A 23,383-nucleotide genomic window follows, 5' to 3' on the forward strand; every position below is an offset into this window, starting at 1 on the left:
GGGGGGCTCGATTAGTTGGTGCAGAAAGACACGTTCTTTCACGGTCCGCAATATCTGAAGTCCTGTCCCAAAGCGGCTTGCCATGGTCAAATGAGCGCTGTTGCGCTGCGCCAAGGAGGAGTGCTGGGTTTTTGCGGCCCCCTCCGTCGGCAGATGGTGCGCTCTATCAGCTATCAGAACATGGTAGCCCAAAAAGAAATCCGTGACGCGGACTCTCCCGGTGTCCTCGCCGGGAGAATGATCAACTATGCGATTTAAGTATGGAAAACAGTCAAATTACTGATGCCGCGGGTGATGTTTCGAATCCCGCCGTCAGCGTGGTGATTGCAGTAAAGAATGAAGAAAAGCACGTCGCCGAGGCTGTCGGCAGCGTACTGGCCCAGCAGGGCGTGAATTTTGAATGCATCGTCGTGAACGATGGATCCACCGACAGGACTGGTGAGATTCTCGCCGAGTTGGCGGCGCGGCATCCCGCGTTGACGGTGGTGGCTAATCTCAAGAAGGGCAAATGCTCGGCATTCAATTATGGCGTGGAGTTGGCTCGCGGCAAGTATGTGTGTATTTTTGCCGGAGATGACATCATGGCGCAGGGCAGTCTGGCCGCGCGCTACCAGGCAGTGGAATCGGCGCAGCCGAATCCCTACATGGTTGGTCTGTGCAAATTGAAAACCATGTCCGAAAATCCGAAATTCGACGGCCATGTGGTGCCAAAAGGCAAGGACCGCGGCGGATTCACGGGGGTTTCCTATTTGATGACGCGTCCGGTCATTGGGAAAATATTCCCTGTGCCGGAAACATTGCCCAACGAGGATACCTGGATGGAGTTGGCTGTGGTCAATTTCCCCGGCTGGTCTCTGGTACATTCCGGCGTCATTGGCTGCCTGTGGCGGGTGCACGACGGCAATAGCATCAATATGCAGATGCCGTTTGCGGAGTACAACAAGAAATATACCCAACGCATGACGGCGATTTCGCTTTTTTACGAACGACACAAGGCCGACCTGTTGCCTGACGTTCAGGAAGTTCTCAGGCATCGGATCCGCTGCGAAGTCGCGCGCGCGTCGGGCAGCGTCTGGGGCGTGCTGATGAACGGCGCGCCTCTGGTCGAGCGGTTGCGGGCATTGGCTTCCACGAACGCCTTTTTCTACAATCTGCGTCGCAAGCTGTTCGGACTGTTGTCCGGATTCTGAAGCAAGCCATCCGCCATCCGTACCATTAGAAGATCATGAGCAATAGCTACCGCATCTGCACGCGCACCATCATGGATACAAGCGATCCAACCATTAGATTCGATGAGCGCGGAGAATCCGATTACTGCGCGAACTTCGATACGCAGATCAAGCCGAACTGGCACACCGATGAGCGGGGCGAGGCCGAACTCATGCGTGTGGCGGAGAAGATCAAGGCGCAAGGCAAAGGCAAGGAGTTCGACTGCATCATCGGGCTGAGCGGAGGCCTAGACAGTTCGTACACTGCGTACATCGCCAAGGAAAAGATGGGACTGCGTCCCTTGCTGTTCCATGTCGACGCGGGGTGGGACACCGACCAGGCCGTGGGCAACATCGAGAAGCTGGTCGACGGTCTGGGCCTCGAGCTCTACACGGAAGTCATCAACTGGGAAGAAATGCGCGATCTGCAGGTGGCTTTCCTCAAGTCGCAGATCCCGGACCAGGATCTCCCGCAGGACGTGGCGTTCTTCTCGGGGCTCTATCAGTTCGCCCGCAAGTACAAGCTCAAGTACGTGCTGACGGGCGGCAATTTTTCGACCGAGTGCTGCCGCGAGCCCGAAGAGTGGGGCGGCTATCCTGGCATCGACAAGCGGCTGATCGAAGGGATACACAAGAAATTCGGGAAGCGTCCGCTGAAGACGTTCCCGATTGTCGACATTCTTGTCTACAAGCTGTACTACCGCTACGTGCTGGGCATGCAGGTCTTCAAGCCCCTCAATCTGGTGCCTTATATCAAGGCCGACGCCGAGCGGGAGCTGGAGTCGCGCTTTGGCTGGAAGCCGTTCCAGCACAAGCACCATGAGTCACGCTTCACGCGCTTCTATGAAGACTACTGGATGCCGCGCAAGTTCGGCTATGAGAAGCGCCGCGCGCACTTTTCGAGCCTGATCTTGACCGGCCAGATGACCCGCGACGAAGCGTTGGACCGAATTTCAAGGCCGGAGCTGGATGAGCATTTCTCGCGCCAGGAATTCCGCTATGTGGCGCACAAGCTGGATTTGACCGAAGATGAACTCCAGGAGATCTTCGAGGGTCCGAACCGCACGTATCACGATTACCCCAACAAGAAGTTCTTGATCGGCCTGGGCGCGAACGTGATGCAGAAGCTGGGGCTGGAAAAGAGGCTGTTCCGATGATTAGCATTATTGATTATGGTCTAGGCAACGTCCTGGCGTTTGCCAACATGTACCGGCGGATGGCGATCCCGGTCGCGATCGCGCGCTCCGAGGCAGAGGTGGCGCAGGCAAGCAAGCTGATCTTGCCAGGCGTGGGCGCCTTTGATTACGCGATGGAGTCCTTCAGGGACTCGGGCATGTACGAGGCCGCCACGCGGCGGGTCGTCGAAGACCGCGTGCCGGTGCTCGGCATTTGCGTGGGCATGCAGATGATGGCCTCGCGCAGCGAAGAGGGAACTGCGGCCGGCTTGGGCTGGGTGAAAGGCGTCGTACGCAAGTTTGACACCACCCAGTTCGCTCAGCGCACCCATCTGCCGCACATGGGTTGGAACGATGTGCATCCGACGAAGTCTTCGCATCTGTTCGAAGGCCTCGAAAAGGAGGCGCGCTTTTACTTTCTGCACTCCTATTACTTCGAATGCGAGAACGCGGGCGACACGCTCGCCACCGCGGAATACGGCTCGGAATTTGCTTGCGCGGTGAATCACGAGAACGTTTACGGCGTCCAGTTTCACCCCGAGAAGAGCCACGAATTCGGCGCTCGTCTCCTTCGGAATTTTGCGGAAATCTAACGTGCTGCGACCCAGAATCATTCCTTGCTTGCTGGTCCGCGATAAGGGCCTGGTCAAGACCGTCAAGTTTTCGTCCGACAAGTATGTGGGCGATCCCATGAACGCCGTCCGCATTTTCAACGAAAAGGAAGTCGACGAGCTGGTGGTGGTGGACATTGATGCCACCGTCAAGAACGAAGGGCCGGATCTCAAGATGATAGAGCGGCTTGCCGCGGAGTGCCGGATGCCGTTCTGTTATGGCGGAGGCGTCAAGACGGTCGAACAGGCGCGCACGATCATCGGACTTGGGGTCGAGAAGGTTGCGATCAGTTCGGCCCTGGTCGAGGATCCCACGCTGGCGTCGCGCATTGCTGAGAAGATCGGCCGGCAAAGCGTGGTCGGGGTGATGGACGTGAAGAAAAAGCGCTTCAGTTCGCGCTACGAGATCTGGACCCATAACGCCGGCAAGAATACGCATTTGAATCCGCTGGAGTTCGCGCAGGTGCTCGAACAGCATGGCGTTGGCGAGATCATCGTCAATTCGATAGATCACGATGGCGTCATGAAAGGGTATGACCTAGACCTGGTGCAGCAGATTCGGGAACGCACGACGGTACCGCTTTCGGTGCTGGGCGGGGCCGGCTCCCTGGCGGACATCCGCGCCTTGATCTCCAAGTTCGGCATCATCGGTGCGGGTGCCGGTAGTCTGTTCGTCTTCAAGGGTGCCTACAAGGCCGTGTTGATCAACTACCCGACTCCCCAGGACCGAGAAGTCCTGCTGCGTGAGGCGAACAAGGCTGCCTGAGCAGGCAGCCCCGCCACGGAACTTTATAGATACCAGACCATGTTGAAACCAGACGCAAAATTACTGATCACCGGTGGCACGGGTTCTTTCGGGAACGCCGTGCTGAAACGCTTCCTGCAGACGGACATCGGTGAGATCCGAATATTCAGCCGCGATGAAAAGAAGCAGGACGACATGCGCAAGCGTTACGCGCATCCCAAGCTGAAGTTCTACATAGGTGATGTGCGCAACAGCCAGAGTCTGCTGAACGCGACCCGGGGCGTTGACTATATCTTCCACGCTGCGGCGCTCAAGCAGGTGCCGTCCTGCGAGTTTCACCCCATGGAGGCGGTCTACACCAACATCCTGGGAACGGAGAACGTGCTGGAGGCAGCGATCCAGAACAGGGTCAAGAAGGTGGTGTGCCTGAGTACGGACAAGGCTGTGTATCCGATCAATGCCATGGGCATTTCCAAGGCGATGATGGAGAAGGTCATGGTCGCCAAGTCTCGGGATCTCGATCCGGCACAGACCGTCATCTGCGGGACCCGTTACGGCAACGTCATGGCCTCGCGCGGCTCGGTGATTCCGCTGTTCATTGAGCAGATGCGCGCTGGTCTGCCGATGACCGTCACCGACCCGGACATGACTCGCTTCATGATGACGCTGGCTGACGCGGTGGATCTGGTGCTCTACGCGTTTGAACATGGCAACAACGGTGATCTGTTCGTGCAGAAGGCGCCGGCGGCGACCGTGCATACGCTGGCGTTGACGCTGGCACGCATGCTCGGCCGGCCCGAGCACGCCATCGACGTGATCGGTACGCGCCACGGCGAAAAGTTGTACGAGGTCCTGCTCAGCCGCGAGGAGATGGCCAGCGCGGAGGACATGGGCGATTACTACCGCATTCCGCCGGATCTTCGCGATTTGAACTATGCCAAGTTCGTCGAACAGGGCGAGGAGAAGATTTCACGCAGCGAGGATTACAACTCGCACAATACCCAGCGCCTCGATACGCAGGGGATGGAAGCACTGCTGTTGAAGCTGGATTTCATGCGCGCGATTCAGCGTGGCGAACTCGCGACGCCGGAGGAATGAGGCATGAAGGTCCTTATCACCGGCAGCAATGGCTTTGTTGCGCAGAATCTGGCGGCGACGCTCGCGGAACGGCAGGACGTGGAAATCTTGCGTTTCACGCGCGCTGACACTGCGGAAACCCTGGACGAACTGACGGCGCAGGCGGATTTCATTTTCCACCTGGCTGGCGTAAACAGGCCCAAGGATCCGGCCGAGTTCCGCAGTGGCAACGCGGGGTTGACGCAACAGTTGTGCGATAGCGTGCGGCGCAGCGGCCGGCGCACGCCTGTGATCTATACCTCATCGTCCCAGGCCGCCCAGGACAATGCCTATGGCAGCAGCAAGCGCGAGGCGGAAGACGCCCTGCTCGAACTGCAGCAGGGCCATGGCAATCCCGTGCACATATTCCGCTTGCCGAATGTTTTCGGGAAATGGGCACGTCCGAATTACAACTCCGCGGTCGCGACGTTTTGCCACAATACGACGCACGGCCTGCCCATACAAATCAACGATCCCGCAGCGGAGATCACGCTGGTGTATGTGGACGATGTGGTGGCCGCGTTCATTGCCATCATGCAGGCCGCTCCGGACGATAAGCCTACGTCCGAGGTCCAGCCCCAGCATCGGATTACGGTGGGCGAACTCGCCCGGCAGATCGAGGCGTTCCGTGATAGTCGCGACACCCTCGTCACTGAACGGGTCGGCACGGGATTCGGCAGGGCGCTGTATGCGACCTACGTGAGCTATCTGCCGCCGGAGAAGTTTTCTTACGGGGTTCCCAAGTATGGCGATCCGCGCGGCGTGTTCGTCGAAATGCTCAAGACCCCGGATAGCGGGCAGTTTTCGTTTTTCACTGCGCATCCCGGTGTGACTCGCGGCGGCCATTACCATCACACCAAGACCGAAAAGTTCCTGGTCATCAAGGGCCGCGCGCGGTTCCGTTTCCGCCATATCCTGACCGGCCAGTTCCACGAATGCGATACCAGCGGCGACACTCCCGAGATCGTGGAGACGGTGCCCGGCTGGACGCACGACATCACCAACATCGGTGACGAAGAGATGGTGGTCATGCTATGGGCCAATGAAATCTTCGACCGCGCCCGTCCCGATACCTACGCTCGTCCCCTCTGATATGAAAAAGCTCAAAGTCGCCACTATTGTCGGCACGCGGCCGGAGATCATCCGGCTCTCGCGCGTCATGGCCAGCCTGGATCTCCATTGCGATCATGTGCTCGTGCACACCGGGCAGAACTACGATTACGAACTCAACGAAATCTTCTTCCAGGACCTGGGCATCCGCAAACCGGATTACTTCCTGAATGCGGCAGGCGCCACGGGGGCAGAGACGATCGGCAAGGTCATTATTGCGACCGATGCCGCGCTGGCCGAAATCCAGCCGGACGCAATGCTGGTCCTGGGGGATACGAACAGCTGCATGGCGGTGCTGCCGGCCAAGCGCCGCAAGATCCCCACCTTCCACATGGAAGCGGGTAACCGGTGCTTCGACCAGCGCGTGCCCGAGGAAATCAATCGGCGCATCGTCGACCATACGGCGGACATCAACCTGACCTACAGCGATATCGCTCGTGAATACCTGTTGCGCGAAGGCTTGCCGCCTGATCGCGTAATCAAGACCGGCAGCCCGATGTTCGAGGTGCTCTCGCACTATCGCGACGGAATCGATGGCTCCACGGTGCTTGATCGCCTCGGCCTGGTCGAGCAACAGTTTTTCGTCGTCAGCGCGCATCGCGAAGAGAACATCGATTCCGACCAGAATTTCGGCAAATTGGTGACGCTCCTGAATACCGTGGCCGAAACCTATGGCTTGCCGGTGATCGTGTCTACGCATCCGCGTACCCAGAAGCGGGTGGATGCGCTCGGTGTGAAGTTTCATGAGAAAGTCCGGTTGCTCAAGCCGCTGGGGTTCAAGGACTACAACAAGCTCCAGGTCTGCGCCAAGGCGGTGTTGTCCGACAGCGGCACGATCACCGAGGAATCGTCGGTCCTGAATTTCCCTGCGCTCAACATACGCGAGGCGCATGAGAGGCCCGAGGGCATGGAAGAAGCCGCCGTCATGATGGTGGGCCTCGAAACCGAGCGCGCACTGCAATGCCTGAAGTTGTTGGAGCGGCAGCGCCGCGGTGACGAGCGGGATTTCCGCATGGTCGCGGACTACAGCATGCCGAACGTGTCGGAAAAGGTGGTGCGCCTCATTCATAGCTATACGGACTACGTGAACCGTGTTGTGTGGAAAAAGGCGAATTGAAGATCGCATTAGTAAGCCAGTATTTCTGGCCCGAGTCTTTTTCCATCAACGATCTGGTCGAGGCATTGGTAGCCCAGGGCCACATCGTCGAAGTCTTTACCGGTAAGCCGAATTATCCGGAGGGAAAGATTTTTCCCGGCTATCAGGCCGAGGGCGCCATGGAGGAAACGTTTGCGGGAGCCGTTCCGGTGCACCGCGCGCCGCTGCGCGCGCGCGGCGCGGGTGGCGGCAAGAATCTTGCCCGGAACTATGTTTCTTTCGTCTGGAACGGGCTGCGTCATTTTCCGCGGCAGGCGAAGGGCAAGTCCTTCGACATCGTCCTGGTTTTTTCGCTGTCGCCCATTACGGCGGCAATCCCGGCGATTTACCTGAAATGGCGCATGGGTAAGCCGATGACGATGTGGGTGCTGGATTTGTGGCCGGAAAGCCTGAGCGCGACCGGATTCATCCGCAACCGGGCAGTGTTGGCGGGTGTCGGAGCGTTGGTGCGCGGCATCTACGCATGCGCCGATCAGATATTGGTTCAGTCGCGCGCTTTTGTGGGGGCGGTGTCGCGTTACGCGAACCCTTCGAAGATTGCTTACTACCCCAATTGCTCCCGGGACATGCCCTTGGCCTTGCCGCAGGAAACCACGGTGCCGGCGACCCTGCTGAGTACGTTGGAGTCCGAATTCTGCGTGGTGTTCGCGGGCAACCTGGGCACCGCCCAAGCCGTGGAAACGCTGCTGGAGGCGGCGGAACGGCTGAAGCATTTGCCGCGTTTCAAGATGGTGCTGGTGGGCAGCGGCAGCATGTCGGAATGGCTGGGACAAGAGCAAGCGCTCCGACGATTGGACAACGTCGTGTTGGCTGGGCGGTATCCCTCCGAGGAGATGCCGCAATTCCTGACACGCGCCCAGGGGCTGATTGTTTCCTTGAAGCGTAGCGAAATCTACGCGCAGACCGTGCCTGCCAAAGTCCAGTCGTACTTGAGCGCGGGCAAGCCTATTCTTGCGTCGATCGACGGAGAGGGCGCGCGCGTGGTACAGGAGGCGGGAGCCGGATTGGTCAGCCCGGCGGAGGATGCCCAGGGCCTGGCGGCGAACATCGAGCAGCTGTATGCCATGGATGCCGAAGAGCGGGCCCGTCTGGGCGCGGCAGGCCGCCAATATTTTCTTGAGCACTTTGAGCTGAAGGCGCAAGCGGCGCGCTTGGTCGAGCTCTTACAGCAGCAGATCGAACGGAGCAGGTGATGAAAGAGCGCGTTTGCGTAGGCGTCCTGGGTGCGACGTCGCCAGCTGGCCGTCAGGTCCTCGCGATGTTGGCAAAGGCCGGACACCAGGTGATCGCATTTTCGCGGCATGAGCAGCACTCCTCGGAAGATCCGGCGATACGCTGGGTTTCTCTGAATGGCTTGGATGCGCGCGCGCTTGCGGCCGAGGTCGGGCCGGTTACGGCCTGGATCGCGCTTTGTCATATCTGGAACGTTCCGGAGCATTTCGCGCTCATGCGCGAGTTGGGCGCAAACCGGGTGGTCTGCCTCTCTTCGACCAGCCGATTCACCAAGACGGCGTCCTCGAATTCCTACGAGAGTGCCTTGGTGGAGCGCCTGGCCAAGGGGGAGCGTGAAATCGCCGAGTGGGCGGAGGCCTCGAGCGTCGGGTGGACGGTGTTGCGGCCTACGCTGATATATGGCCGAGGCACGGATCGCAATCTCTCCGAGATCGTGAAGCTTATCCGCAAGATCGGCTTCTTCCCTGTGTTTGGAAGGGCGGACGGAAAGCGTCAACCCGTCTATGTGGATGATGTTGCGCAGGCCGCGGTACTGGCAGCATTTGCTTCGGAAGCGGCCAACAGGGACTACAACATCTCCGGCGCGGAGGTTCTGACCTATCGGGAGATGGTGTCCAGGATATTCTTGGCGATGGATCGCAAGCCGCGACTGGTCACTATTCCCATCTGGCTGTTCAATACCGCCTTGTTCTTCTTGCGCCTGATTCCACGCTATCGCAACTGGAATTCCGACATGGTGCAACGCATGAACCGCGATATGGTTTTCGATCACGACGATGCGCGGCGGGATTTCGGTTACGCTCCCCGGCTTTTCGTGCTTGGCGATGTCGATGTCGCTTCCTGACGTCTGCGTTGGCGCGGGCGTCGGGCTTTTCTTCTACTAAGATTCCGCAATTCAGATGGACGTAATGACTCTGCCGTGGTGGTTTTTCGGTCTAGCCGTGCTCGTAGCCTGGGTGCTTACGGGCGCGCTGCGCCGCTATGCGCTCGCGCGCAACGTCATTGACATCCCGAACGCGCGGAGCTCGCACAAGGTCCCGACTCCCCGCGGAGGCGGGATCGCATTCGTCGTTACCTATATCGCCGGCTTGTGCGCGCTCTTGGGCACCGGAGCACTGTCCCCCGACACCGTGGCCGTGCTGGCTGGCGGGGGGGCGTGGATCGCGCTGATCGGTTTTCTGGATGACCATGGGCATATTCAGGCGCGTTGGCGCCTCCTGGCGCATTTCCTGGCTGCTGCATGGGTTCTGTATTGGATGGGGGGCGCTCCGCCGCTCACGCTGTTCGGAGTCGCGCTGCCCGCCGGCTGGGTGCTCAATGCGCTCGCGGCGCTATATCTGGTCTGGCTGCTCAACCTGTACAACTTCATGGACGGCATAGACGGCCTTGCCAGCATCGAGGCGATGTGCGTGGCGGGGGGCGGTGTGTTGCTGTATGCGCTGGTCGGCGCGCCGGCTGCGGCGATTCCGAGCTTGCTGCTCGTGGCCGCCGTGGCGGGGTTCCTGATCTGGAACTTCCCGCCCGCGAAGATCTTCATGGGGGACGGAGGCAGCGGCTTTCTCGGCTTGGTGCTAGGCGCGTTGTCGCTGCAGGCCGGATGGCAGTCTCCTGCCTTGTTCTGGGGCTGGTTGATACTGCTGGGGGTGTTCATTGTCGATGCGACATTCACCCTGCTACGCCGCCTGTTGAGGGGTGAAAAGGTCTATGAGGCCCATCGCAGCCATGCCTATCAATTCGCATCGCGCAAGTGGGCGAGCCATCGGCGCGTCACGCTCGCCGTACTGGCGATCAATCTGCTCTGGCTATTGCCGTTGGCCGTCGCGGCCGCATCTGGATGGCTGGATGGGGTGGTGGCGGTTGTGATTGCTTACGTTCCCCTGTTCGGCCTGGCCATATGGCTGAAGGCCGGTGCGGTGGAACCGCCCAGCGCTTGAAAAATGGTGTCTCAGCGAAGGATCGCTTCTTAGTAGAATCCCAGGGTTCATTCTAAGTTATTGATTTTCTTAAAAACCTATGAAAAGTAATGGTGTTTTGCTCATCGTGGGCGCGGGCGGCCATGGGCGGGCCGTGGCCGAAGCGGCGATGCTGGCTGGCGACTGGTCCGACATTGTCTTTGCGGACGACAGTTTTCCGGGACAGCAGTGCACCGGTCCCTGGCGGATCATTGGGCGCACGGACGAGCTACCCGACATGGTTGGGAAATGTGATCAGGCCATTGTCGCCATCGGCAACCAGGCGGCTCGGGTCCGTTTGACTGGAATGCTCGAGGCGGCGGGCGCGGCGCTGGCGACGGTCGTCCATCCCCGGGCGTGGGTCAGCGCGCACGCCACCGTGGGCGCCGGCAGCGCCATCATGGCGGGCGCCGTGGTGGGCGCGTATGCACAGGTCGGTCGCGGCGTCATCGTCAATGCGAATGCGACTGCCGACCACGATGTGTTGCTCGGCGATTTCGCGCATCTCGGGGTGGGCGTGCAACTGGCGGGCGGCGTCGTCGTTGCCGAACGCGCTTGGCTGCAGGCTGGCACCTGTGCCGGTTACCGGATAAAGGTGCCGGCCGATGCCGTCATTCTCCCGGGTTCCCGGCTGATCGCAGATTAATTTCATAAATAGACGATCAATGATCATTCCAACAAGATTCCGAACAGCCTTTGTGTTTCTGTTCGACCTGGGCGCCATAGTCATTGCTTGGCTGGGGGCGTTTCTCATTCGCTTCAATTTCGACTGGCCGGTAGGCTGGGAGCGCGAAATCTGGACGGCCTTGCTGGTGTTGCTGCCGGTGCAGCTATTGGCATGCCGGTGGGCCGGCTTGTATCGCGGCATGTGGATCTTCGCCAGTCTGCCCGACTTGAAGCGCGTGTTGACCGTGGTGATTATTTCGGCCATTGCGCTGCTCGTGTTCGCGTTCCTGGCACGCGACCAGGCGGCGCTGCCTCGTTCCATTCTGTTGCTATACCCCCTGTTGCTTCTGCTTGTCATGGGGGGCGGGCGTGCCGCGTGGCGCATGTGGAAAGAATATCGGCTGTATGGACGCGTGAGCCGCCATGGCACCCCGGTAGTGGTGGTCGGCGCCGGGACCGCCGGCGCCATGCTGGTGCGCGAACTCAGCCGAAGCAATGAATGGCATGTGGTCGCGCTGGTGGACGACAATCCCGCCAAATGGGGGCTGGAATTGTCAGGCTGTCGCGTCGTTGGCGGCACCGACAAGTTGGTGGAAATTCTTGAGAACTACAACGCCACCCATGTGATTCTTGCGATTCCTTCGGCAAAGGCGTCCTCCTTGCGGCGCGTGATGGAGATCGCGACCGGAGCAGGGGCGTCGTTGTTCACGGTTCCAGGCCTGAGCGAGCTGATGAGCGGCCGAGTGGCAATCAACATGATGCGGCCGGTCAAGATCGAGGACCTGCTCGGACGGGAGGCCGTCCTTATCGACAATCTGAACATTCAGGCGATGGTCGCGGACCGCAACGTGCTCGTGACCGGCGCAGGTGGTTCGATCGGCAGCGAGCTGTGCCGCCAACTGGCGCGATTCGCGCCTAGTCACCTCATTCTGTTTGAAGCCAGCGAATTTGCGCTGTACACCATCGAGCAATGGTTTGCCGAGCATCAGCCCAATACGCGGATTGTTCCGCTGGCGGGCGACGTCAAGGATGCCCTGCGAGTGGAAGAAGTATTCCAGACTTGGCGGCCCGATATCGTGTTCCATGCCGCCGCCTATAAGCATGTGCCGCTCATGGAGATCGGCAATGCCTGGCAAGCGGTGCGCAACAATGTCCTCGGGACCTTGAATGTGGCCGAATGCGCGCGCCGCTTCGAGGCCCAGCGCTTCGTCTTGATCTCCACCGACAAGGCGGTCAACCCCACCAACGTCATGGGCGCGACCAAGCGCATGGCGGAAATGGTCTGCGAGGTGCTTCATTGCCAAGGCGGTGGGACGCGTTTCCAGATGGTGCGATTCGGCAACGTGCTGGGCAGTACCGGTAGCGTCATTCCCAAGTTTCAGTCGCAGATTTCCAAAGGCGGGCCGATAACGGTGACTCACCCGGACATCACCCGCTACTTCATGTCCATACCGGAGGCGGCACAGCTCGTGCTGCAGGCCGCGGCAATGGGCCAGGGAGGCGAGGTGTTCGTGCTGGACATGGGCGAGCCTGTCCGTATCGCCGATCTGGCGCGTAACATGATCAGGCTGTCGGGTTTCACGGAGGATGAAATCCACATTGAATTTTCGGGACTGCGCCCAGGCGAGAAACTCTACGAAGAGTTGCTTGCGGATAGTGAACAAACCCTGCAAACGCCCCATGAAAAGTTGCGAATTGCGCGTTCCCGGCCAGTCCCCGAAGAGTTTTACGAAGACAGCCTGAAATGGCTGACGCAGCGTGGTCCGGTTTCGGACGACGAGGTCCGGGCCCAACTCAAGCGCTGGATGCCTGAATACATACCGTCCAAGGTTTAGGCGCTGCCTGTCGGGCGCCCGCTGATGGGGGGCGCTCGGGCAGGTGCTGAAATGTTGCCTCGCAGCAGTCGTCCGCTTGCCAGGGTGCCCTCCGTGGTCAGCGCCGGGGCGTCAAATCGGTGAAAGCGGGTCTGAAAGCTTGTGTTGTACATTTCCTTCTTCGACCGGATTTCGTCCTTTCTTGATGCCGACCCGCATTCTCATCGTTCGTACATCGTCGCTTGGCGATCTGGTGCACATGTTGCCCGCTATTACCGATATCGCGCGCCATGTCCCTGACGCCGAAATCGACTGGATCGCGGAAGAAGCCTTTGCCGACATTCCCGCCTGGCATCCGGCCGTCAATCAGGTCATCAAGGTCGCCCATCGCCGCTGGCGCAAGGCCTGGTGGTCGGCGCAGGTTCGGGCGGAGCGCAAGGCCCTGAAGGAACGCCTGCGCTCGGTGCAGTACGACATCGTCCTGGACATGCAGGCGCTCCTGAAATCCGCCTGGCTGGTGCGCCAGACCCGCGGCGTGCGGCATGGACTGGACTGGCGTTCGGCGCGCGAGCCGCTGGCGTCGCTGTTCTACAACGTGCGGCATCGGGTGGAGTTCTGGCAGCCGGCGGTGATCCGCCAACGCAAGCTTGCCGCCCTGACGTTCGGTTACCAGTACGCCGGCGCGCCCGATTTCGGCCTGCAGGCTTTCGCGCGCCAGGCGACACAGGCTGCGGCGGACCCCGTGCTGGAAGTCGGCAGCGAGGGCATGAACATCGGCGAACTGCCGCGTTTGCACCATCTGGATACGGACCGCGGCTACGCCGTGATCATGCCGTCGGCCAGCCGCGACGACAAGCTCTGGCCGGAAGAAGACTGGCGCGTCGTTTTCCGCCGCCTGCGCGAGGCGGGCTGCACTTTGAAATTGCTGGCGGGGAATGAGCAGGAGGCCGAGCGCGCCCGCCTGCTGATTGCCGGCATGGACGGCGCCGAGGTGATGCCGCGCATGGATCTGAGCGCGGTGGCGCGCCTGCTGGCCGGGTCCCGCATGATGGTGGGGCTGGACAGCGGCCTGACCCATCTGTCGGCCGCGCTGGGCCGTCCCACCATCGGCATTTACCGCGCCTCGACCCCGGTGCGCACGCCGCTGGTCGGCTCCAGCTACACCGCCAGCCTGGGCGACCGCGGGGCTTCGCCTTCGCGCGAGGCCGTGATGGCGGCGGTGGAGCAGGCCTTGGCCGCCCAGTGACATGAACCGCGGCGTTTACTCGCTGGCGCTCAGGGCTTTGTCACCGCTGGTCTGGCTCTGGATGGGCCACCGCGCCCGGCGCGCGGGCGGCCAATGGGAAATCTTCTCTGGCGAACGCTTCGGTCATGCCCCGGCCCCCGCTATTTCTTGTACAGCGTGGACGGCTCCCGTCTGGGTGCATGCGGTCAGCCTGGGCGAGACCCGCGCTGCGCAGCCCTTGCTGCAGGCTTTGCTCGACCGGGGGCTGCCGGTGCTGCTGACGCACATGACGGCCACCGGCCGGGCCGAGGGCGCGCGCCAGTACGCCTACGCGATCGCCCGCGGGCAGTTGCGCCAGGCATGGCTGCCCTACGATTTTCCCGGCGCGACCCGCCGTTTCATGGCGGCCTGGCGGCCGCGTTGCGGCCTGCTTATCGAACGCGAGATCTGGCCCAACCTGCTGGCCGCCGCTCGCGGCGCCGGCGTGCCGATGGCGCTGGTCAGCGCGCGGTTCTCGGCGTCGTCGCTGCGGCAGGCAGGCAGGATGGGCGGCGTGATGCGCGAAGCGCTGGGCGGACTGGACTCGGTGCTGGCGCAGACCGCCGAGGATGCGGACCGGCTGGTGCAGGCCGGGGCGCCGCAGCCGGTCGTGACGGGCAATCTGAAATTCGATCTGGTCCTGCCGGCGGCGCGAGTTGCCGCGGGACAGGCTTGGCGCGAACGGCTGGGCCGGCGGGTGGTGGCGGTGGCCAGCACGCGTGAGGGCGAGGACAGCGGTTTCATCGAGGCCATCAAGCGCCATGCCGCCCGGCCCGGCGCGCCCTTGTTCGTGTTGATTCCGCGCCATCCACAGCGTTTTGACGAGGCCGCGCGTCTGCTGTCAGCGGCCGGGCTGCCGTACGTCCGGCGGTCCGTGGGCGAGGCGCCGGGCCCGGACACGGCGGTGCTGCTGGGCGACACGCTGGGCGAGATGGCGTTCTACTACGCCGCTTCGGACGCTGCGATCGTGGCGGGCAGCTTCGCGCCGTTGGGCGGGCAGAACCTGATCGAGGCCTGCGCAGCGGGCGTGCCGGTCATCGTCGGCCCGCATACCTTCAATTTCAAGCAGGCGGCGGAAGACGCCATCGCGGCGGGCGCTGCGTTGCGCGCGGCCGATGCCGCCGAGGCGGTGGATGTGGCGATGGCCTTGCTGGCGGACGAGCCGCGCCGTCAGCGTGCGGCAGAGGCGGCACTGGCATGGTTCCGCATGCATTCGGGGGCCACGGAGCGTACGTTGGACGCGCTGGCGCCGTGGCTGGAGGCGGGAAGGGCGGGCTAGCGCCCATCTCGGCCGGCGCGTGCGCCGGCTGGGGCTTCAGGGGGCGCGGGGCGGCGCCGTCTTGGGGACCAGGGTCACGGCGTCCGGATTCAGTTGCTGGTTGAAGCGGCGCGGGTCGCGGCCTTCGTCCTCGGGGCGCACGCCCAGCCAGCCCTGGCCCAGCGCATAGACCCCCAGATTTGCAAGCAGGATGAGGATGAAGAGCACGCGCATGGCCGGGGGCTCCGTTCAGGCGTCGACGTCCAGGGTGGCGCGGGCAACCGCCGCCAGGCCGTCCAGGACGGGGTGATCCAGATAAATCGGCACCGGAGCGGCGCCGAAGGCGCCGCCGGCGTCCGCCAGCAAACGTTCGATTTCCTGGTGCACTTCGGGCCAACCGCCGCCCGCCGCGTAGATTTGCGGCGTCTGGCCGTAGCGCTGGCGTCCGGCCAGCCATTGGCGCACCACGGCGCCGGCCTGCGCGGCGGCGATGCCGGAGGCGATGGCCTCGTGCGTGTCCGTGGGATAGGCCACGACCTGGCCGTTGGCGATGGGGAGATTGGCGGTGCCATGGGCCAGGGCGCTGCGCATCATGGCCGGGCCGGGCAGGATCAGGCCGCCGGCGAAGACGTTGTCGGGGCCGACGGTGTCAATGGTGGTGGCGGTGCCAAAGCTGGCCAGCACGAAGGGCGGGTGCGCGCCAGGCAGGCGCGACAGCACGCCCAGCAGTGAGGCCCAGCGGTCGGCGCCCAGTTGCGTGGGCGTCTTGTAGCTGTTGACCAGCCCCAGCGTGGTCGCCTGCGATGGCGACCAGGTCACCGCGCAGCCGTGTTTTTGCAGGATGGCGGCGATGGCTGCGCCGCGGGCCTCGCCGGCCACATTGACGCCAAGCGCGCGCAAGGGGCGGCGCGGCAAGGTGGACAGCCAGCGGTCCAGGGCGTCCAGGTCCAGACCGTCGAAGGCCACCGCCGCCGGCTCGCGCGGCGTGTCGGGGTTGCCGGCGTCCAGCCAACCCACCTTGAGACGGCTGTTGCCGGAGTCGATGAGAATAATCATGCTTGGCGTCGAATCGAGATTTCACCGACCAGGATCGGCTGGGTGCCGTCCGGCGTTTGCACCAGCAGGCGGCCTTGCTCGTCCACGCCGCTGGCGGTGCCGCTTAGAAGAATAGCGCCCTTGTCCAGCACGTTGACCTTGCGGCCGGCCAAAGCGTCCACCTGGTCGAAACGCTGCCTGAAGGCGCCAAAGCCCTCGCGCTCCAAGGTCTGGACCGTTTCGAGCCAGGCCATGGCGCTGGCGCAGACCAGGTCGGCGGCGCTTGCCTGGCGGGCCGCGCCCGCCTGTACCTGGCACCAGTCGGCGACTTCGCGCTCCAGCGCGAGCGACAGCCGGGCGGCGTCGACCAGGTTCACACCCATGCCGATGACGACCGTATGGCCGGCCTCGCTGCCGCCAGGATTGCGGGTGGTTTCCACCAACACGCCCGCCAGCTTGGCGTCGTGCCATTGCACGTCGTTGGGCCACTTCATGCACAGCCCGGTGGCGTGCGGGCCGGCGACGGCGCGCAGGGCCTCGCAGGCGGCGATGCCGGCCAGCGGCGACAACGCGGGCAGTTGCGCGGGCGGCAGATGCACGTCGAAGGCACAGGAGAACATCAAGGTGGAGCCCGTGCGGTTCTGCCACGGGCGGCCGGCGCGGCCGCGCCCGGTTTCCTGCAGGTGAGTGCCGAGCAGCCAGGGCTTGCCGCCAGCGCCCGCGCGTGCGCGTGCCAGAAGGTCGGCGTTGGTTGATCCGGTGCTGCCGGTCCAGGCGATGTCCTGGAAGGCGGGCAGGCGCGTGCTGAGCGTGCGGGCCAGGGTTTCCGGCGCGGGCAGGTCGATGGGGCTGGCTTGAGCGGGCATATGGCGGCGATTGTAGGGCACGCGGCCCGCGCTCGCGGTCTGCCTGCGCCAGCGTTTATGATTGGCGATACATTTTTGCACCGGTATTCTGTCTTCATGCCGCATTCCGCTACGTCCGCACCTGCCGCCGCGCCTTTCCGCTTTGAAGGAGGCGTGTGCCATGTGGCCGGCGACTGGAGCGTGCTGGCGCTGGCCGAACCCGGCGAAGTGCAGCGCCGCCGCGAGGCGCTGGCCTGCGCCACCGATGGCGGCGCGCGCTGGGACCTGCACGGCATCGGCCGGCTCGACACCATCGGCGCGCTGCTGATCTGGGAAGCCTGGGGCCACAAGCTGCCCGAGCGCGTGCGCTGGTCGGCGGGCCAGCAGGATGTTTTCAACGCCCTGGCCATGAACAAGGGCGAGACGCCGGCCGCAGCGTCCAAGCGGGATCCGTGGAGCTGGCTGCGCGCCGTGGGCGAGGCGATCTTCCAGGCCATCGACAATGGCCGCGCCTTGCTCGTCATGCTGGGTCAATTGGTGCTGGACTTCGGCGGCATGCTGCGGCGCCCGCGGCTGGGGCCCTGGCGCGAGATTTCGGCGCAGGTGTACCGCACTGGCGCGCAGGCGCTGGGCATTACGGCGCTGGTCGGTTTCCTGATCGGGGTGGTGCTGTCCTACCTGTCGGCGCAGCAGCTGCAGATGATAGGCGCGGACCGCTTCATCGTGCGTCTGCTGGGCGTGTCCATCGTGCGCGAACTGGGCCCGGTGCTGGCCGCCATCCTGGTCGCCGGTCGTTCGGGTTCCGCGATCACCGCGCAGATCGGCGTGATGCGGGTGACGCAGGAATTGGATGCGATGCTGGTCATGGGCATTTCGCACGGGCAGCGCCTGATCCTGCCGCGGGTGGTGGCGCTGGCCGTGACCATGCCGCTGCTGGTGCTGTGGACGGACGCCATGGCGATCCTGGGCGGCATGCTGGCCGCGCAGATGCAGTTGGGGGTGTCGGCGCAATGGTTCCTGCAGTCGCTGCCGGATGCGATTTCACTGACTAACTACTGGATCGGCATTCTGAAGGGTGTGACCTTTGGCATGTTGATCGCGCTGATCGCCTGCCATTTCGGTCTGCGCATCCAGCCCAACACGGAAAGCCTGGGACGCGGCACCACTACCTCGGTGGTGACCTCCATTACCGGCGTGATCCTGCTGGACGCGTTTTACGCCGTCATCTTCAGTTCGGTGGGCATTTGATGAACAGCGCCGCTCAGCACAAGCTGTTCGCCGAGGACGGGGTCACGGTAGAACCCGTCATCACGGTGCGCGGGCTACGCACGGCGTTCGGCGACCATGTGGTGCACGACAATCTGGACCTGACGGTCTTCCCTGGCGAGATCCTGGTGCTGGTGGGCGGCTCGGGTACCGGCAAGACGGTGCTGCTGCGGCAGATCATCGGGCTGGACCGGCCGGCCGCGGGCACGGTGCGGGTGCTGGGACATGCGCTGTTCGAGCTGACGGCGGGCGAACGCCGGCGGCTGTCCTACCGCTGGGGCATGCTGTTCCAGGCGGGGGCGTTGTTTTCCGCGCTGTCGGTGTTCGACAATGTGGCCTTGCCGCTGCGCGAGCTGCGCACGGTGCCGGAAGACCTGGTGCGCGACGTCGTCATGTGCCGGCTGGCGATGGTGGGCCTGTCGGCGCGCGACGCCGACAAGCGGCCTTCGGACCTGTCCGGCGGCATGGTGAAGCGCGTGGCGCTGGCGCGCGCGCTGTCGCTGGATCCGGAACTGCTGTTCCTGGACGAGCCCACCGCCGGCCTGGACCCGCTGCGTTCGGACGAATTCGTGGACCTGGTGCGCAGCCTGCACCGACAATTGGGATTTACCGTCGTCATGGTGACGCACGACTTGGACACGCTGCTGGCGTTGGCCACGCGCGTCGCTGTGCTGGCGGACAAACGGGTGATCGTGTGCGACACGGTGCCGGAAGTATTGAAGGTCGATCACCCGTTCATTCACACGTTCTTCCTGGGCGAGCGCGGTTTGCGTGCGCTGGGGGATCTGGCGCCGAAGGGATTGCATCATGGAAAACCGTAGTCATGCGCTCATGGCCGGCATCTTCACGCTGGTCCTGCTGGCCGCAGCCGCCCTGGTGGCCATCTGGATCGGCCGAGACCGGACGCAGCTGCAGCCATACGAAATCATCTCCGCCACCGCCGTCAGCGGCCTGAACCCGCAGTCCACGGTGCGCTACCAGGGCGTGCCGGTGGGCAAGGTGCAGTCGCTGGCCCTGAACCCGGACAAGCCCGGGCAGGTGCGCATCCGCATCGGGGTGGCACCGAACACGCCGATCACCGAATCCACCTGGGCCGAGTTGGGCGTGCAGGGCGTGACCGGCATGTCCAACGTGGAACTGCGCGACGACGGTACGTCGATGAAGCGGCTGGCGTCGTCGGCCGCGCATCCGGCCGCCATTCCGCTGCGCCCCGGTTTTCTCGATCGCATCGAGCAGCGCGGCGGCAAGCTGATCTCGAACGTGGAAGAGGTCACCGAACAACTGCGGCGCGTGCTGAGCGAGCAGAATGTGCAGGCGCTCACTGCCAGCCTGCAGAACGCTACCGATATCACCCAATCGCTCAGGGCTGCCAGCCAGGATCTGGGGCCCACGATGGCCAAGCTCGGTCCCCTGATGGATTCCTTGGACAAGACCTCGCGCCAGGCCGACCGAGCCGCGCGCGAAGTTGGCGACTTGGCCGCGCAGGCCCGCCAGTCGCTGGCGCGCCTGAATGCGCCTGGCGGACCCCTGTCCGCCGCCACCAGCAGCCTCAACGACATCGCCCTGGCCGCCGCGCGGCTGGATGGCGAGACCCTGCCGGCGATCACCGGCATGGCCGCCAATGTCAGCGCGGCCGCGCGCGGCGCCACCGTTACCCTGCGCCGTGTGGACAACACGCCGCAATCGTTCCTGTTCGGCCCGGCGCCCCGCGAGCCCGGGCCCGGCGAGGCCGGCTTTGCAGGCTTCGGGAGATCGTCCAAATGATGAAGATGCGTAGCGCCGTTCTTATCCTGACGTTGGCCCTGGCCGGTTGCGGCATCGGCCGGGTGGCCGCACCGCCCTCGGTGTTCGACCTGGGCCTGGATTCCCGCCCGGCGCCGGCCTTGCCCGCGCGCGAGACGATTGCGCTGGTCTTCCAGGCCGTGCCCAGCCTGTCCGATACCGGCGTGATCTGGCGCGTGGGCGACAGCGCCGCGCCCAAGGCCTATGCCAGCTATCGCTGGGCCTCGCCGCCGGCGGATCTGGTGCGGCAGCGCCTTACCGAGCGCCTGTCGCGCCAGGGGCCGGTGCTGGATGAGCGTGTCACCCTGCAGACGCCGCAGCTGCAGGTGTCGTTGTCCCAGTTCGAACAGGTATTCGCGGCCGACGGCCAGTCCAGCGAAGGCCGCGTGCTGGTGCAGGCGGTGTTGCTCAGCGGCCGCAGCGTGCTGGGCCAGACGCGCATCGAGGCACGCGCGCCGGCGCCCACGCAGGACGCGCAAGGCGGGGTCACGGCGTTGCGCCAGGCGACGGACGACGCCGCCGACCAATTGGCACAGTGGCTGGCCACGACGCTGAAGCCCGCGCCCAGGGCGGGCGGTTAACATCGCTTTTTTTTCCGCATCCTGAGTTACGCCATGTCCGCACGCACTGAAACCCACGCATTCACCGGAGCCGCCGGCCGCATCGACTGCGCCGTGGATTGGCCTGCGGGCACGCCGCGAGGCTGGGCGCTGGTCCTGCATCCGCATCCGCTACAGGGCGGCGCGCGCGAGAACAAAGTGGTCACGACCCTGTCGCGCGCTTGCGTGCAGCACGGTTTGGTGGCGGTGCGGCCCAATTTCCGCGGTGTCGGCCAGTCCGAAGGCACGTTCGACAAATCCGTGGGTGAAACCCAGGACATGCTGGCGGTCGTGGCGCAGATGCGCGAACTGCATCCCGAACTGGCCCAGGCACCGTGGGTGCTGGCGGGCTTCTCGTTCGGCACTGCCGTGGCCGCGCAGACCTATGCCGCGCTGGCGGAGCAGGGTGATGCTGTGCTGCCGTCGGCCCTGATGCTGATGGGGCCGGCCGTGAACCGCTTCCAGTCGCACGAAGTGCAGGTGCCGGACGACACGCTGCTGGTGCACGGCGAGGAAGACGAGGTCGTGCCGCTGTCCGAGGCCATGGACTGGGCGCGTCCGCGTTCCATCCCCGTCGTGGTGGTGCCCGGCGCATCGCACTTCTTCCATGGCAAGCTGCTGGTGCTGCGCCAGCTGGTGCAGGCGCGGTTGAAGGTCGCGCTGGACTAAGACGGGGCGCCGCTGTTGCGGCGCCAACGCCTTCAGCCCGGCCAGCGAGAGCCGCGGATTATGCTGCAGAAGTTACCAGGCTTGAAGGCCGGCTCCTTGTCGGCGATCACATCGGCCTTGACGTTGCCGAACGTCGTCTGCGGCTTGTGCTTGATGCCCTCGTAAAAGGCCTGGATGATCTCTTCCTTGAAGCGCGGACTGCGCGGATGCGCCGCCACCACGGCTTCGCGCTGGGCGTCGCCGTATTCGCCATAAGTCAGGCCGAGCACGTCCATTTCCACGCCCGCTGTCACCAGCGCGACGACCGGGTGCATGAATTCGGGAATGCCGGGCGTGGTGTGCAGCGCAATGGCGGTCCACACCAGATCGATGTCCTGCTGCGAAATGCCGCGGCTATTCAGGAAGTCGCGCGCCGCGTTGGCACCATCGACCTCGAAGCGGCAGCAGTCGCTGCTGTGCTGATGCGTCAGGCCCATGTCGTGGAACATGCAGCCGCAATAAAGCAATTCCGGGTCGAACTTCAATCCGCGCCGCTTGCCAGCGAGCGCGCCGAAGTAGTAGACCCGGCTGGAATGGTGGAAGAGCAGCGGCGTGGCGGTGTCGCGTACCAGCTCCGTGATTTCACGGGCGAGCTTGCTGTCGGGGATCTGAATGCCGTCGATGACAGGGTTCATGGCGGGAGTCCTTACAGGTGGTGGGGAAGGGGTTCGATAAATTCTCCCGCCGCACTAGAATGGCTTCAATCGTCGTAATACGCCAGATTCCGCCAAAACATGCGATTTCCCGACACCAGTCGGCAAGGCGCGATTCCATGACCAAGACCATAGCCATTCTTGCGCTGCCAGGTGTCCAGATGCTCGATGTCTCCGGGCCCCTGGACGTGTTCGCCCAGGCCAATGCCGAACTCGGGCGCGAGCAGTACGCGCTGCGCGTGGTGGGCTACGAGGCGGGTCCGATCCGCAGTTCATCGGGCGCGCGCCTGCTGCCCGACCTGACGCTTGACGGCCCTGTGCCGCGCCTGGATACCCTGCTTGTTGCCGGCACGCCGCAGGCCGCCAGCGCCATGCTCAGCAGCTCCGCCTTGCGATGGCTGGGCGCGACGGCCAGGGGCGCCCGGCGCTATGGCTCCGTCTGCACTGGCGCCTTCATGCTCGCCGCGGCAGGCCTGTTGGATGGACGACGGGTGACGACCCATTGGAATGCGGCGGCGCAGCTGCGCCTGGCCTATCCCAAGGTGACCGTCGAAGAGGACGCCCTGCATGTGCGCGACGGCAAGGTGCGCACGTCCGCCGGCGTGACGGCTGGCCTGGATCTGGCGCTGTCGCTGGTCGAGGAGGACCTGGGCCGGGACGTGGCCGCCAGTGTGGCGGCCCAGTTGGTGATGTTCTTCAAGCGGCCAGGCGGACAACTGCAATTCAGCCGCAAGGGACAGGCCGGCCCGGTAGGGCGCTCGGCGCTGCAGGAGGTCCAGCGCTGGGTCGCCGGCAACCCTGGGCTGCCGCTGTCGGTGGAAGCGCTGGCCGAACATGCGGGCCTGAGCCCCCGGCACTTCACGCGGCTGTTCCACGCCGAGGTCGGCGTCACGCCGGCCGCGTGGGTGGAGATGACGCGCATTGCCGCGGCCCGTACGCTGCTGGAGGCGGGCGCTGCCACGCCCAAGCAGGTGGCCGCGCAATGCGGCTTTGCCAACGTCGACACCTTGCGCCGCGCCTTCGTCAAGCACGTGGGCGTTTCTCCGGCCGTGTACCGCCGCCATCACGGCGGCAGTCCCGATTGATCCGTTGCCGCGTCCCGAGGCCGCCAGGTTGCATCAAGTTGCATGTTTTAAATGCGCGGGAACCCCGGGCGGGCCGGACGGGTCTGATCGACTGCCTATAAT

The 23,383-nt window shown here is 63.8% G+C and carries 24 protein-coding genes; 20 read left to right on the forward strand and 4 right to left on the reverse strand.

What is annotated here, in order from left to right; all coding sequences use genetic code 11:
- Positions 1-260: 260 nt before the first annotated feature.
- From AC3WOB_RS00725 to AC3WOB_RS00790, 14 genes are all read left to right on the forward strand, one after another.
- A complete protein-coding gene (locus tag AC3WOB_RS00725; protein ID WP_492273893.1) occupies positions 261-1,190 on the forward strand; it encodes a glycosyltransferase family 2 protein in 930 nt (309 codons plus the stop codon).
- A 35-nt stretch (positions 1,191-1,225) separates the two neighbouring features.
- Positions 1,226-2,365 carry an N-acetyl sugar amidotransferase gene (locus AC3WOB_RS00730; RefSeq protein ID WP_042795992.1) on the forward strand — a complete coding sequence of 380 codons (1,140 nt, stop codon included), beginning with the start codon at positions 1,226-1,228 and terminating at the stop codon, positions 2,363-2,365.
- Positions 2,362-2,976, forward strand: coding sequence for an imidazole glycerol phosphate synthase subunit HisH (hisH, locus tag AC3WOB_RS00735; RefSeq protein ID WP_492273894.1), 615 nt, complete (start codon positions 2,362-2,364; stop codon positions 2,974-2,976). Before AC3WOB_RS00730 ends, hisH begins: the two co-directional genes overlap by 4 nt.
- Before the next feature lies 1 nt (position 2,977).
- Positions 2,978-3,760, forward strand: coding sequence for an AglZ/HisF2 family acetamidino modification protein (locus AC3WOB_RS00740; protein WP_104653942.1), 783 nt, complete (start codon positions 2,978-2,980; stop codon positions 3,758-3,760).
- A gap of 39 nt (positions 3,761-3,799) precedes the next feature.
- Entirely contained in the window at positions 3,800-4,837 is a 1,038-nt protein-coding gene (locus AC3WOB_RS00745) for a polysaccharide biosynthesis protein (protein WP_492273895.1), read from the forward strand.
- Between the two features lie 3 nt (positions 4,838-4,840).
- Positions 4,841-5,947, forward strand: a complete 1,107-nt coding sequence (gene wbjC / locus AC3WOB_RS00750) for a UDP-2-acetamido-2,6-beta-L-arabino-hexul-4-ose reductase (protein WP_492273896.1) — start codon at positions 4,841-4,843, stop codon at positions 5,945-5,947.
- Between the two features lies 1 nt (position 5,948).
- A complete protein-coding gene (gene wecB / locus AC3WOB_RS00755) occupies positions 5,949-7,082 on the forward strand; it encodes a non-hydrolyzing UDP-N-acetylglucosamine 2-epimerase (RefSeq protein ID WP_492273897.1) in 1,134 nt (377 codons plus the stop codon).
- Positions 7,079-8,314 carry a glycosyltransferase family 4 protein gene (locus AC3WOB_RS00760; RefSeq protein WP_492273898.1) on the forward strand — a complete coding sequence of 412 codons (1,236 nt, stop codon included), beginning with the start codon at positions 7,079-7,081 and terminating at the stop codon, positions 8,312-8,314. The genes wecB and AC3WOB_RS00760 overlap by 4 nt, the downstream gene beginning before the upstream one ends.
- Positions 8,314-9,198, forward strand: coding sequence for an NAD-dependent epimerase/dehydratase family protein (locus AC3WOB_RS00765; protein WP_492273899.1), 885 nt, complete (start codon positions 8,314-8,316; stop codon positions 9,196-9,198). The genes AC3WOB_RS00760 and AC3WOB_RS00765 overlap by 1 nt, the downstream gene beginning before the upstream one ends.
- Before the next feature lie 55 nt (positions 9,199-9,253).
- Positions 9,254-10,288 (forward strand): MraY family glycosyltransferase, encoded by a 1,035-nt coding sequence (locus AC3WOB_RS00770; RefSeq protein ID WP_492273900.1) that lies wholly within the window; start codon positions 9,254-9,256, stop codon positions 10,286-10,288.
- A 79-nt stretch (positions 10,289-10,367) separates the two neighbouring features.
- Entirely contained in the window at positions 10,368-10,952 is a 585-nt protein-coding gene (locus AC3WOB_RS00775; RefSeq protein WP_492273901.1) for an acetyltransferase, read from the forward strand.
- Between the two features lie 19 nt (positions 10,953-10,971).
- Positions 10,972-12,807 (forward strand): polysaccharide biosynthesis protein, encoded by a 1,836-nt coding sequence (locus tag AC3WOB_RS00780; protein WP_492273902.1) that lies wholly within the window; start codon positions 10,972-10,974, stop codon positions 12,805-12,807.
- 184 nt (positions 12,808-12,991) lie between these two features.
- Positions 12,992-14,032 (forward strand): lipopolysaccharide heptosyltransferase I, encoded by a 1,041-nt coding sequence (gene waaC / locus AC3WOB_RS00785; protein WP_492273903.1) that lies wholly within the window; start codon positions 12,992-12,994, stop codon positions 14,030-14,032.
- A 1-nt stretch (position 14,033) separates the two neighbouring features.
- The gene (locus tag AC3WOB_RS00790) at positions 14,034-15,329 is read left to right on the forward strand and encodes a 3-deoxy-D-manno-octulosonic acid transferase (protein ID WP_492273904.1); all 1,296 of its coding nucleotides are present in this window, start codon (positions 14,034-14,036) and stop codon (positions 15,327-15,329) included.
- 36 nt (positions 15,330-15,365) lie between these two features.
- On the opposite strand, the gene AC3WOB_RS00795 is transcribed toward AC3WOB_RS00790, so the two are convergent.
- Genes AC3WOB_RS00795 through AC3WOB_RS00805 form a run of 3 tightly spaced genes read right to left on the reverse strand, consistent with a single transcriptional unit; the run spans position 15,366 to position 17,209 of the window.
- Positions 15,366-15,542 carry a hypothetical protein gene (locus tag AC3WOB_RS00795; protein WP_013396859.1) on the reverse strand — a complete coding sequence of 59 codons (177 nt, stop codon included), beginning with the start codon at positions 15,540-15,542 and terminating at the stop codon, positions 15,366-15,368.
- Between the two features lie 15 nt (positions 15,543-15,557).
- Positions 15,558-16,364 (reverse strand): type III pantothenate kinase, encoded by an 807-nt coding sequence (locus tag AC3WOB_RS00800; protein WP_013396858.1) that lies wholly within the window; start codon positions 16,362-16,364, stop codon positions 15,558-15,560.
- The gene (locus AC3WOB_RS00805; protein ID WP_492273905.1) at positions 16,361-17,209 is read right to left on the reverse strand and encodes a biotin--[acetyl-CoA-carboxylase] ligase; all 849 of its coding nucleotides are present in this window, start codon (positions 17,207-17,209) and stop codon (positions 16,361-16,363) included. Before AC3WOB_RS00805 ends, AC3WOB_RS00800 begins: the two co-directional genes overlap by 4 nt.
- Before the next feature lie 96 nt (positions 17,210-17,305).
- Between AC3WOB_RS00805 and AC3WOB_RS00810 the strand changes: the two genes are divergently transcribed.
- The 5 genes from AC3WOB_RS00810 to AC3WOB_RS00830 are packed head-to-tail and all read left to right on the forward strand — an operon-like array spanning position 17,306 to position 21,504.
- The gene (locus AC3WOB_RS00810) at positions 17,306-18,436 is read left to right on the forward strand and encodes an MlaE family ABC transporter permease (protein ID WP_492273906.1); all 1,131 of its coding nucleotides are present in this window, start codon (positions 17,306-17,308) and stop codon (positions 18,434-18,436) included.
- The gene (locus tag AC3WOB_RS00815; RefSeq protein ID WP_424238224.1) at positions 18,436-19,275 is read left to right on the forward strand and encodes an ABC transporter ATP-binding protein; all 840 of its coding nucleotides are present in this window, start codon (positions 18,436-18,438) and stop codon (positions 19,273-19,275) included. The genes AC3WOB_RS00810 and AC3WOB_RS00815 overlap by 1 nt, the downstream gene beginning before the upstream one ends.
- Complete coding sequence (locus AC3WOB_RS00820) at positions 19,262-20,218, forward strand: MlaD family protein (RefSeq protein ID WP_013396854.1); 957 nt, start codon at positions 19,262-19,264, stop codon at positions 20,216-20,218. The genes AC3WOB_RS00815 and AC3WOB_RS00820 overlap by 14 nt, the downstream gene beginning before the upstream one ends.
- On the forward strand, positions 20,218-20,817 hold the full coding sequence (locus tag AC3WOB_RS00825) for an ABC-type transport auxiliary lipoprotein family protein (RefSeq protein ID WP_492274600.1): 600 nt from the start codon (positions 20,218-20,220) through the stop codon (positions 20,815-20,817). The genes AC3WOB_RS00820 and AC3WOB_RS00825 overlap by 1 nt, the downstream gene beginning before the upstream one ends.
- A 33-nt stretch (positions 20,818-20,850) precedes the next feature.
- Complete coding sequence (locus AC3WOB_RS00830) at positions 20,851-21,504, forward strand: alpha/beta hydrolase (RefSeq protein WP_492273907.1); 654 nt, start codon at positions 20,851-20,853, stop codon at positions 21,502-21,504.
- A 32-nt stretch (positions 21,505-21,536) separates the two neighbouring features.
- Here AC3WOB_RS00830 and AC3WOB_RS00835 read toward each other — a convergent pair whose 3' ends face one another.
- The gene (locus tag AC3WOB_RS00835; RefSeq protein ID WP_013396851.1) at positions 21,537-22,178 is read right to left on the reverse strand and encodes an HD domain-containing protein; all 642 of its coding nucleotides are present in this window, start codon (positions 22,176-22,178) and stop codon (positions 21,537-21,539) included.
- Positions 22,179-22,315: 137 nt separating this feature from the next.
- On the opposite strand from AC3WOB_RS00835, the gene AC3WOB_RS00840 reads away from it, so the two are divergent.
- Positions 22,316-23,281: a GlxA family transcriptional regulator gene (locus AC3WOB_RS00840; protein WP_492273908.1), complete on the forward strand. Its 966-nt coding sequence runs from the start codon at positions 22,316-22,318 to the stop codon at positions 23,279-23,281.
- The last annotated feature ends 102 nt before the right edge of the window (positions 23,282-23,383 follow it).

The sequence above is a fragment of the Achromobacter sp. FW305-C-30-7 genome, assembly GCF_058783105.1.

Excerpts from the sequence above, each read along its gene's own strand:
- AC3WOB_RS00725 (WP_492273893.1), top strand. The coding sequence starts at position 261 with ATGGAAAACAGTCAAATTACTGATGCCGCGGGTGATGTTTCGAATCCC.
- AC3WOB_RS00730 (WP_042795992.1), top strand. The coding sequence starts at position 1,226 with ATGAGCAATAGCTACCGCATCTGCACGCGCACCATCATGGATACAAGC.
- hisH (WP_492273894.1), top strand. The coding sequence starts at position 2,362 with ATGATTAGCATTATTGATTATGGTCTAGGCAACGTCCTGGCGTTTGCC.
- AC3WOB_RS00745 (WP_492273895.1), top strand. The coding sequence starts at position 3,800 with ATGTTGAAACCAGACGCAAAATTACTGATCACCGGTGGCACGGGTTCT.
- wbjC (WP_492273896.1), top strand. The coding sequence starts at position 4,841 with ATGAAGGTCCTTATCACCGGCAGCAATGGCTTTGTTGCGCAGAATCTG.
- wecB (WP_492273897.1), top strand. The coding sequence starts at position 5,949 with ATGAAAAAGCTCAAAGTCGCCACTATTGTCGGCACGCGGCCGGAGATC.
- AC3WOB_RS00765 (WP_492273899.1), top strand. The coding sequence starts at position 8,314 with ATGAAAGAGCGCGTTTGCGTAGGCGTCCTGGGTGCGACGTCGCCAGCT.
- AC3WOB_RS00770 (WP_492273900.1), top strand. The coding sequence starts at position 9,254 with ATGGACGTAATGACTCTGCCGTGGTGGTTTTTCGGTCTAGCCGTGCTC.
- AC3WOB_RS00775 (WP_492273901.1), top strand. The coding sequence starts at position 10,368 with ATGAAAAGTAATGGTGTTTTGCTCATCGTGGGCGCGGGCGGCCATGGG.
- AC3WOB_RS00780 (WP_492273902.1), top strand. The coding sequence starts at position 10,972 with ATGATCATTCCAACAAGATTCCGAACAGCCTTTGTGTTTCTGTTCGAC.
- waaC (WP_492273903.1), top strand. The coding sequence starts at position 12,992 with ATGCCGACCCGCATTCTCATCGTTCGTACATCGTCGCTTGGCGATCTG.
- AC3WOB_RS00790 (WP_492273904.1), top strand. The coding sequence starts at position 14,034 with ATGAACCGCGGCGTTTACTCGCTGGCGCTCAGGGCTTTGTCACCGCTG.
- AC3WOB_RS00795 (WP_013396859.1), bottom strand. The coding sequence starts at position 15,542 with ATGCGCGTGCTCTTCATCCTCATCCTGCTTGCAAATCTGGGGGTCTAT.
- AC3WOB_RS00800 (WP_013396858.1), bottom strand. The coding sequence starts at position 16,364 with ATGATTATTCTCATCGACTCCGGCAACAGCCGTCTCAAGGTGGGTTGG.
- AC3WOB_RS00805 (WP_492273905.1), bottom strand. The coding sequence starts at position 17,209 with ATGCCCGCTCAAGCCAGCCCCATCGACCTGCCCGCGCCGGAAACCCTG.
- AC3WOB_RS00810 (WP_492273906.1), top strand. The coding sequence starts at position 17,306 with ATGCCGCATTCCGCTACGTCCGCACCTGCCGCCGCGCCTTTCCGCTTT.
- AC3WOB_RS00815 (WP_424238224.1), top strand. The coding sequence starts at position 18,436 with ATGAACAGCGCCGCTCAGCACAAGCTGTTCGCCGAGGACGGGGTCACG.
- AC3WOB_RS00820 (WP_013396854.1), top strand. The coding sequence starts at position 19,262 with ATGGAAAACCGTAGTCATGCGCTCATGGCCGGCATCTTCACGCTGGTC.
- AC3WOB_RS00825 (WP_492274600.1), top strand. The coding sequence starts at position 20,218 with ATGAAGATGCGTAGCGCCGTTCTTATCCTGACGTTGGCCCTGGCCGGT.
- AC3WOB_RS00830 (WP_492273907.1), top strand. The coding sequence starts at position 20,851 with ATGTCCGCACGCACTGAAACCCACGCATTCACCGGAGCCGCCGGCCGC.
- AC3WOB_RS00835 (WP_013396851.1), bottom strand. The coding sequence starts at position 22,178 with ATGAACCCTGTCATCGACGGCATTCAGATCCCCGACAGCAAGCTCGCC.
- AC3WOB_RS00840 (WP_492273908.1), top strand. The coding sequence starts at position 22,316 with ATGACCAAGACCATAGCCATTCTTGCGCTGCCAGGTGTCCAGATGCTC.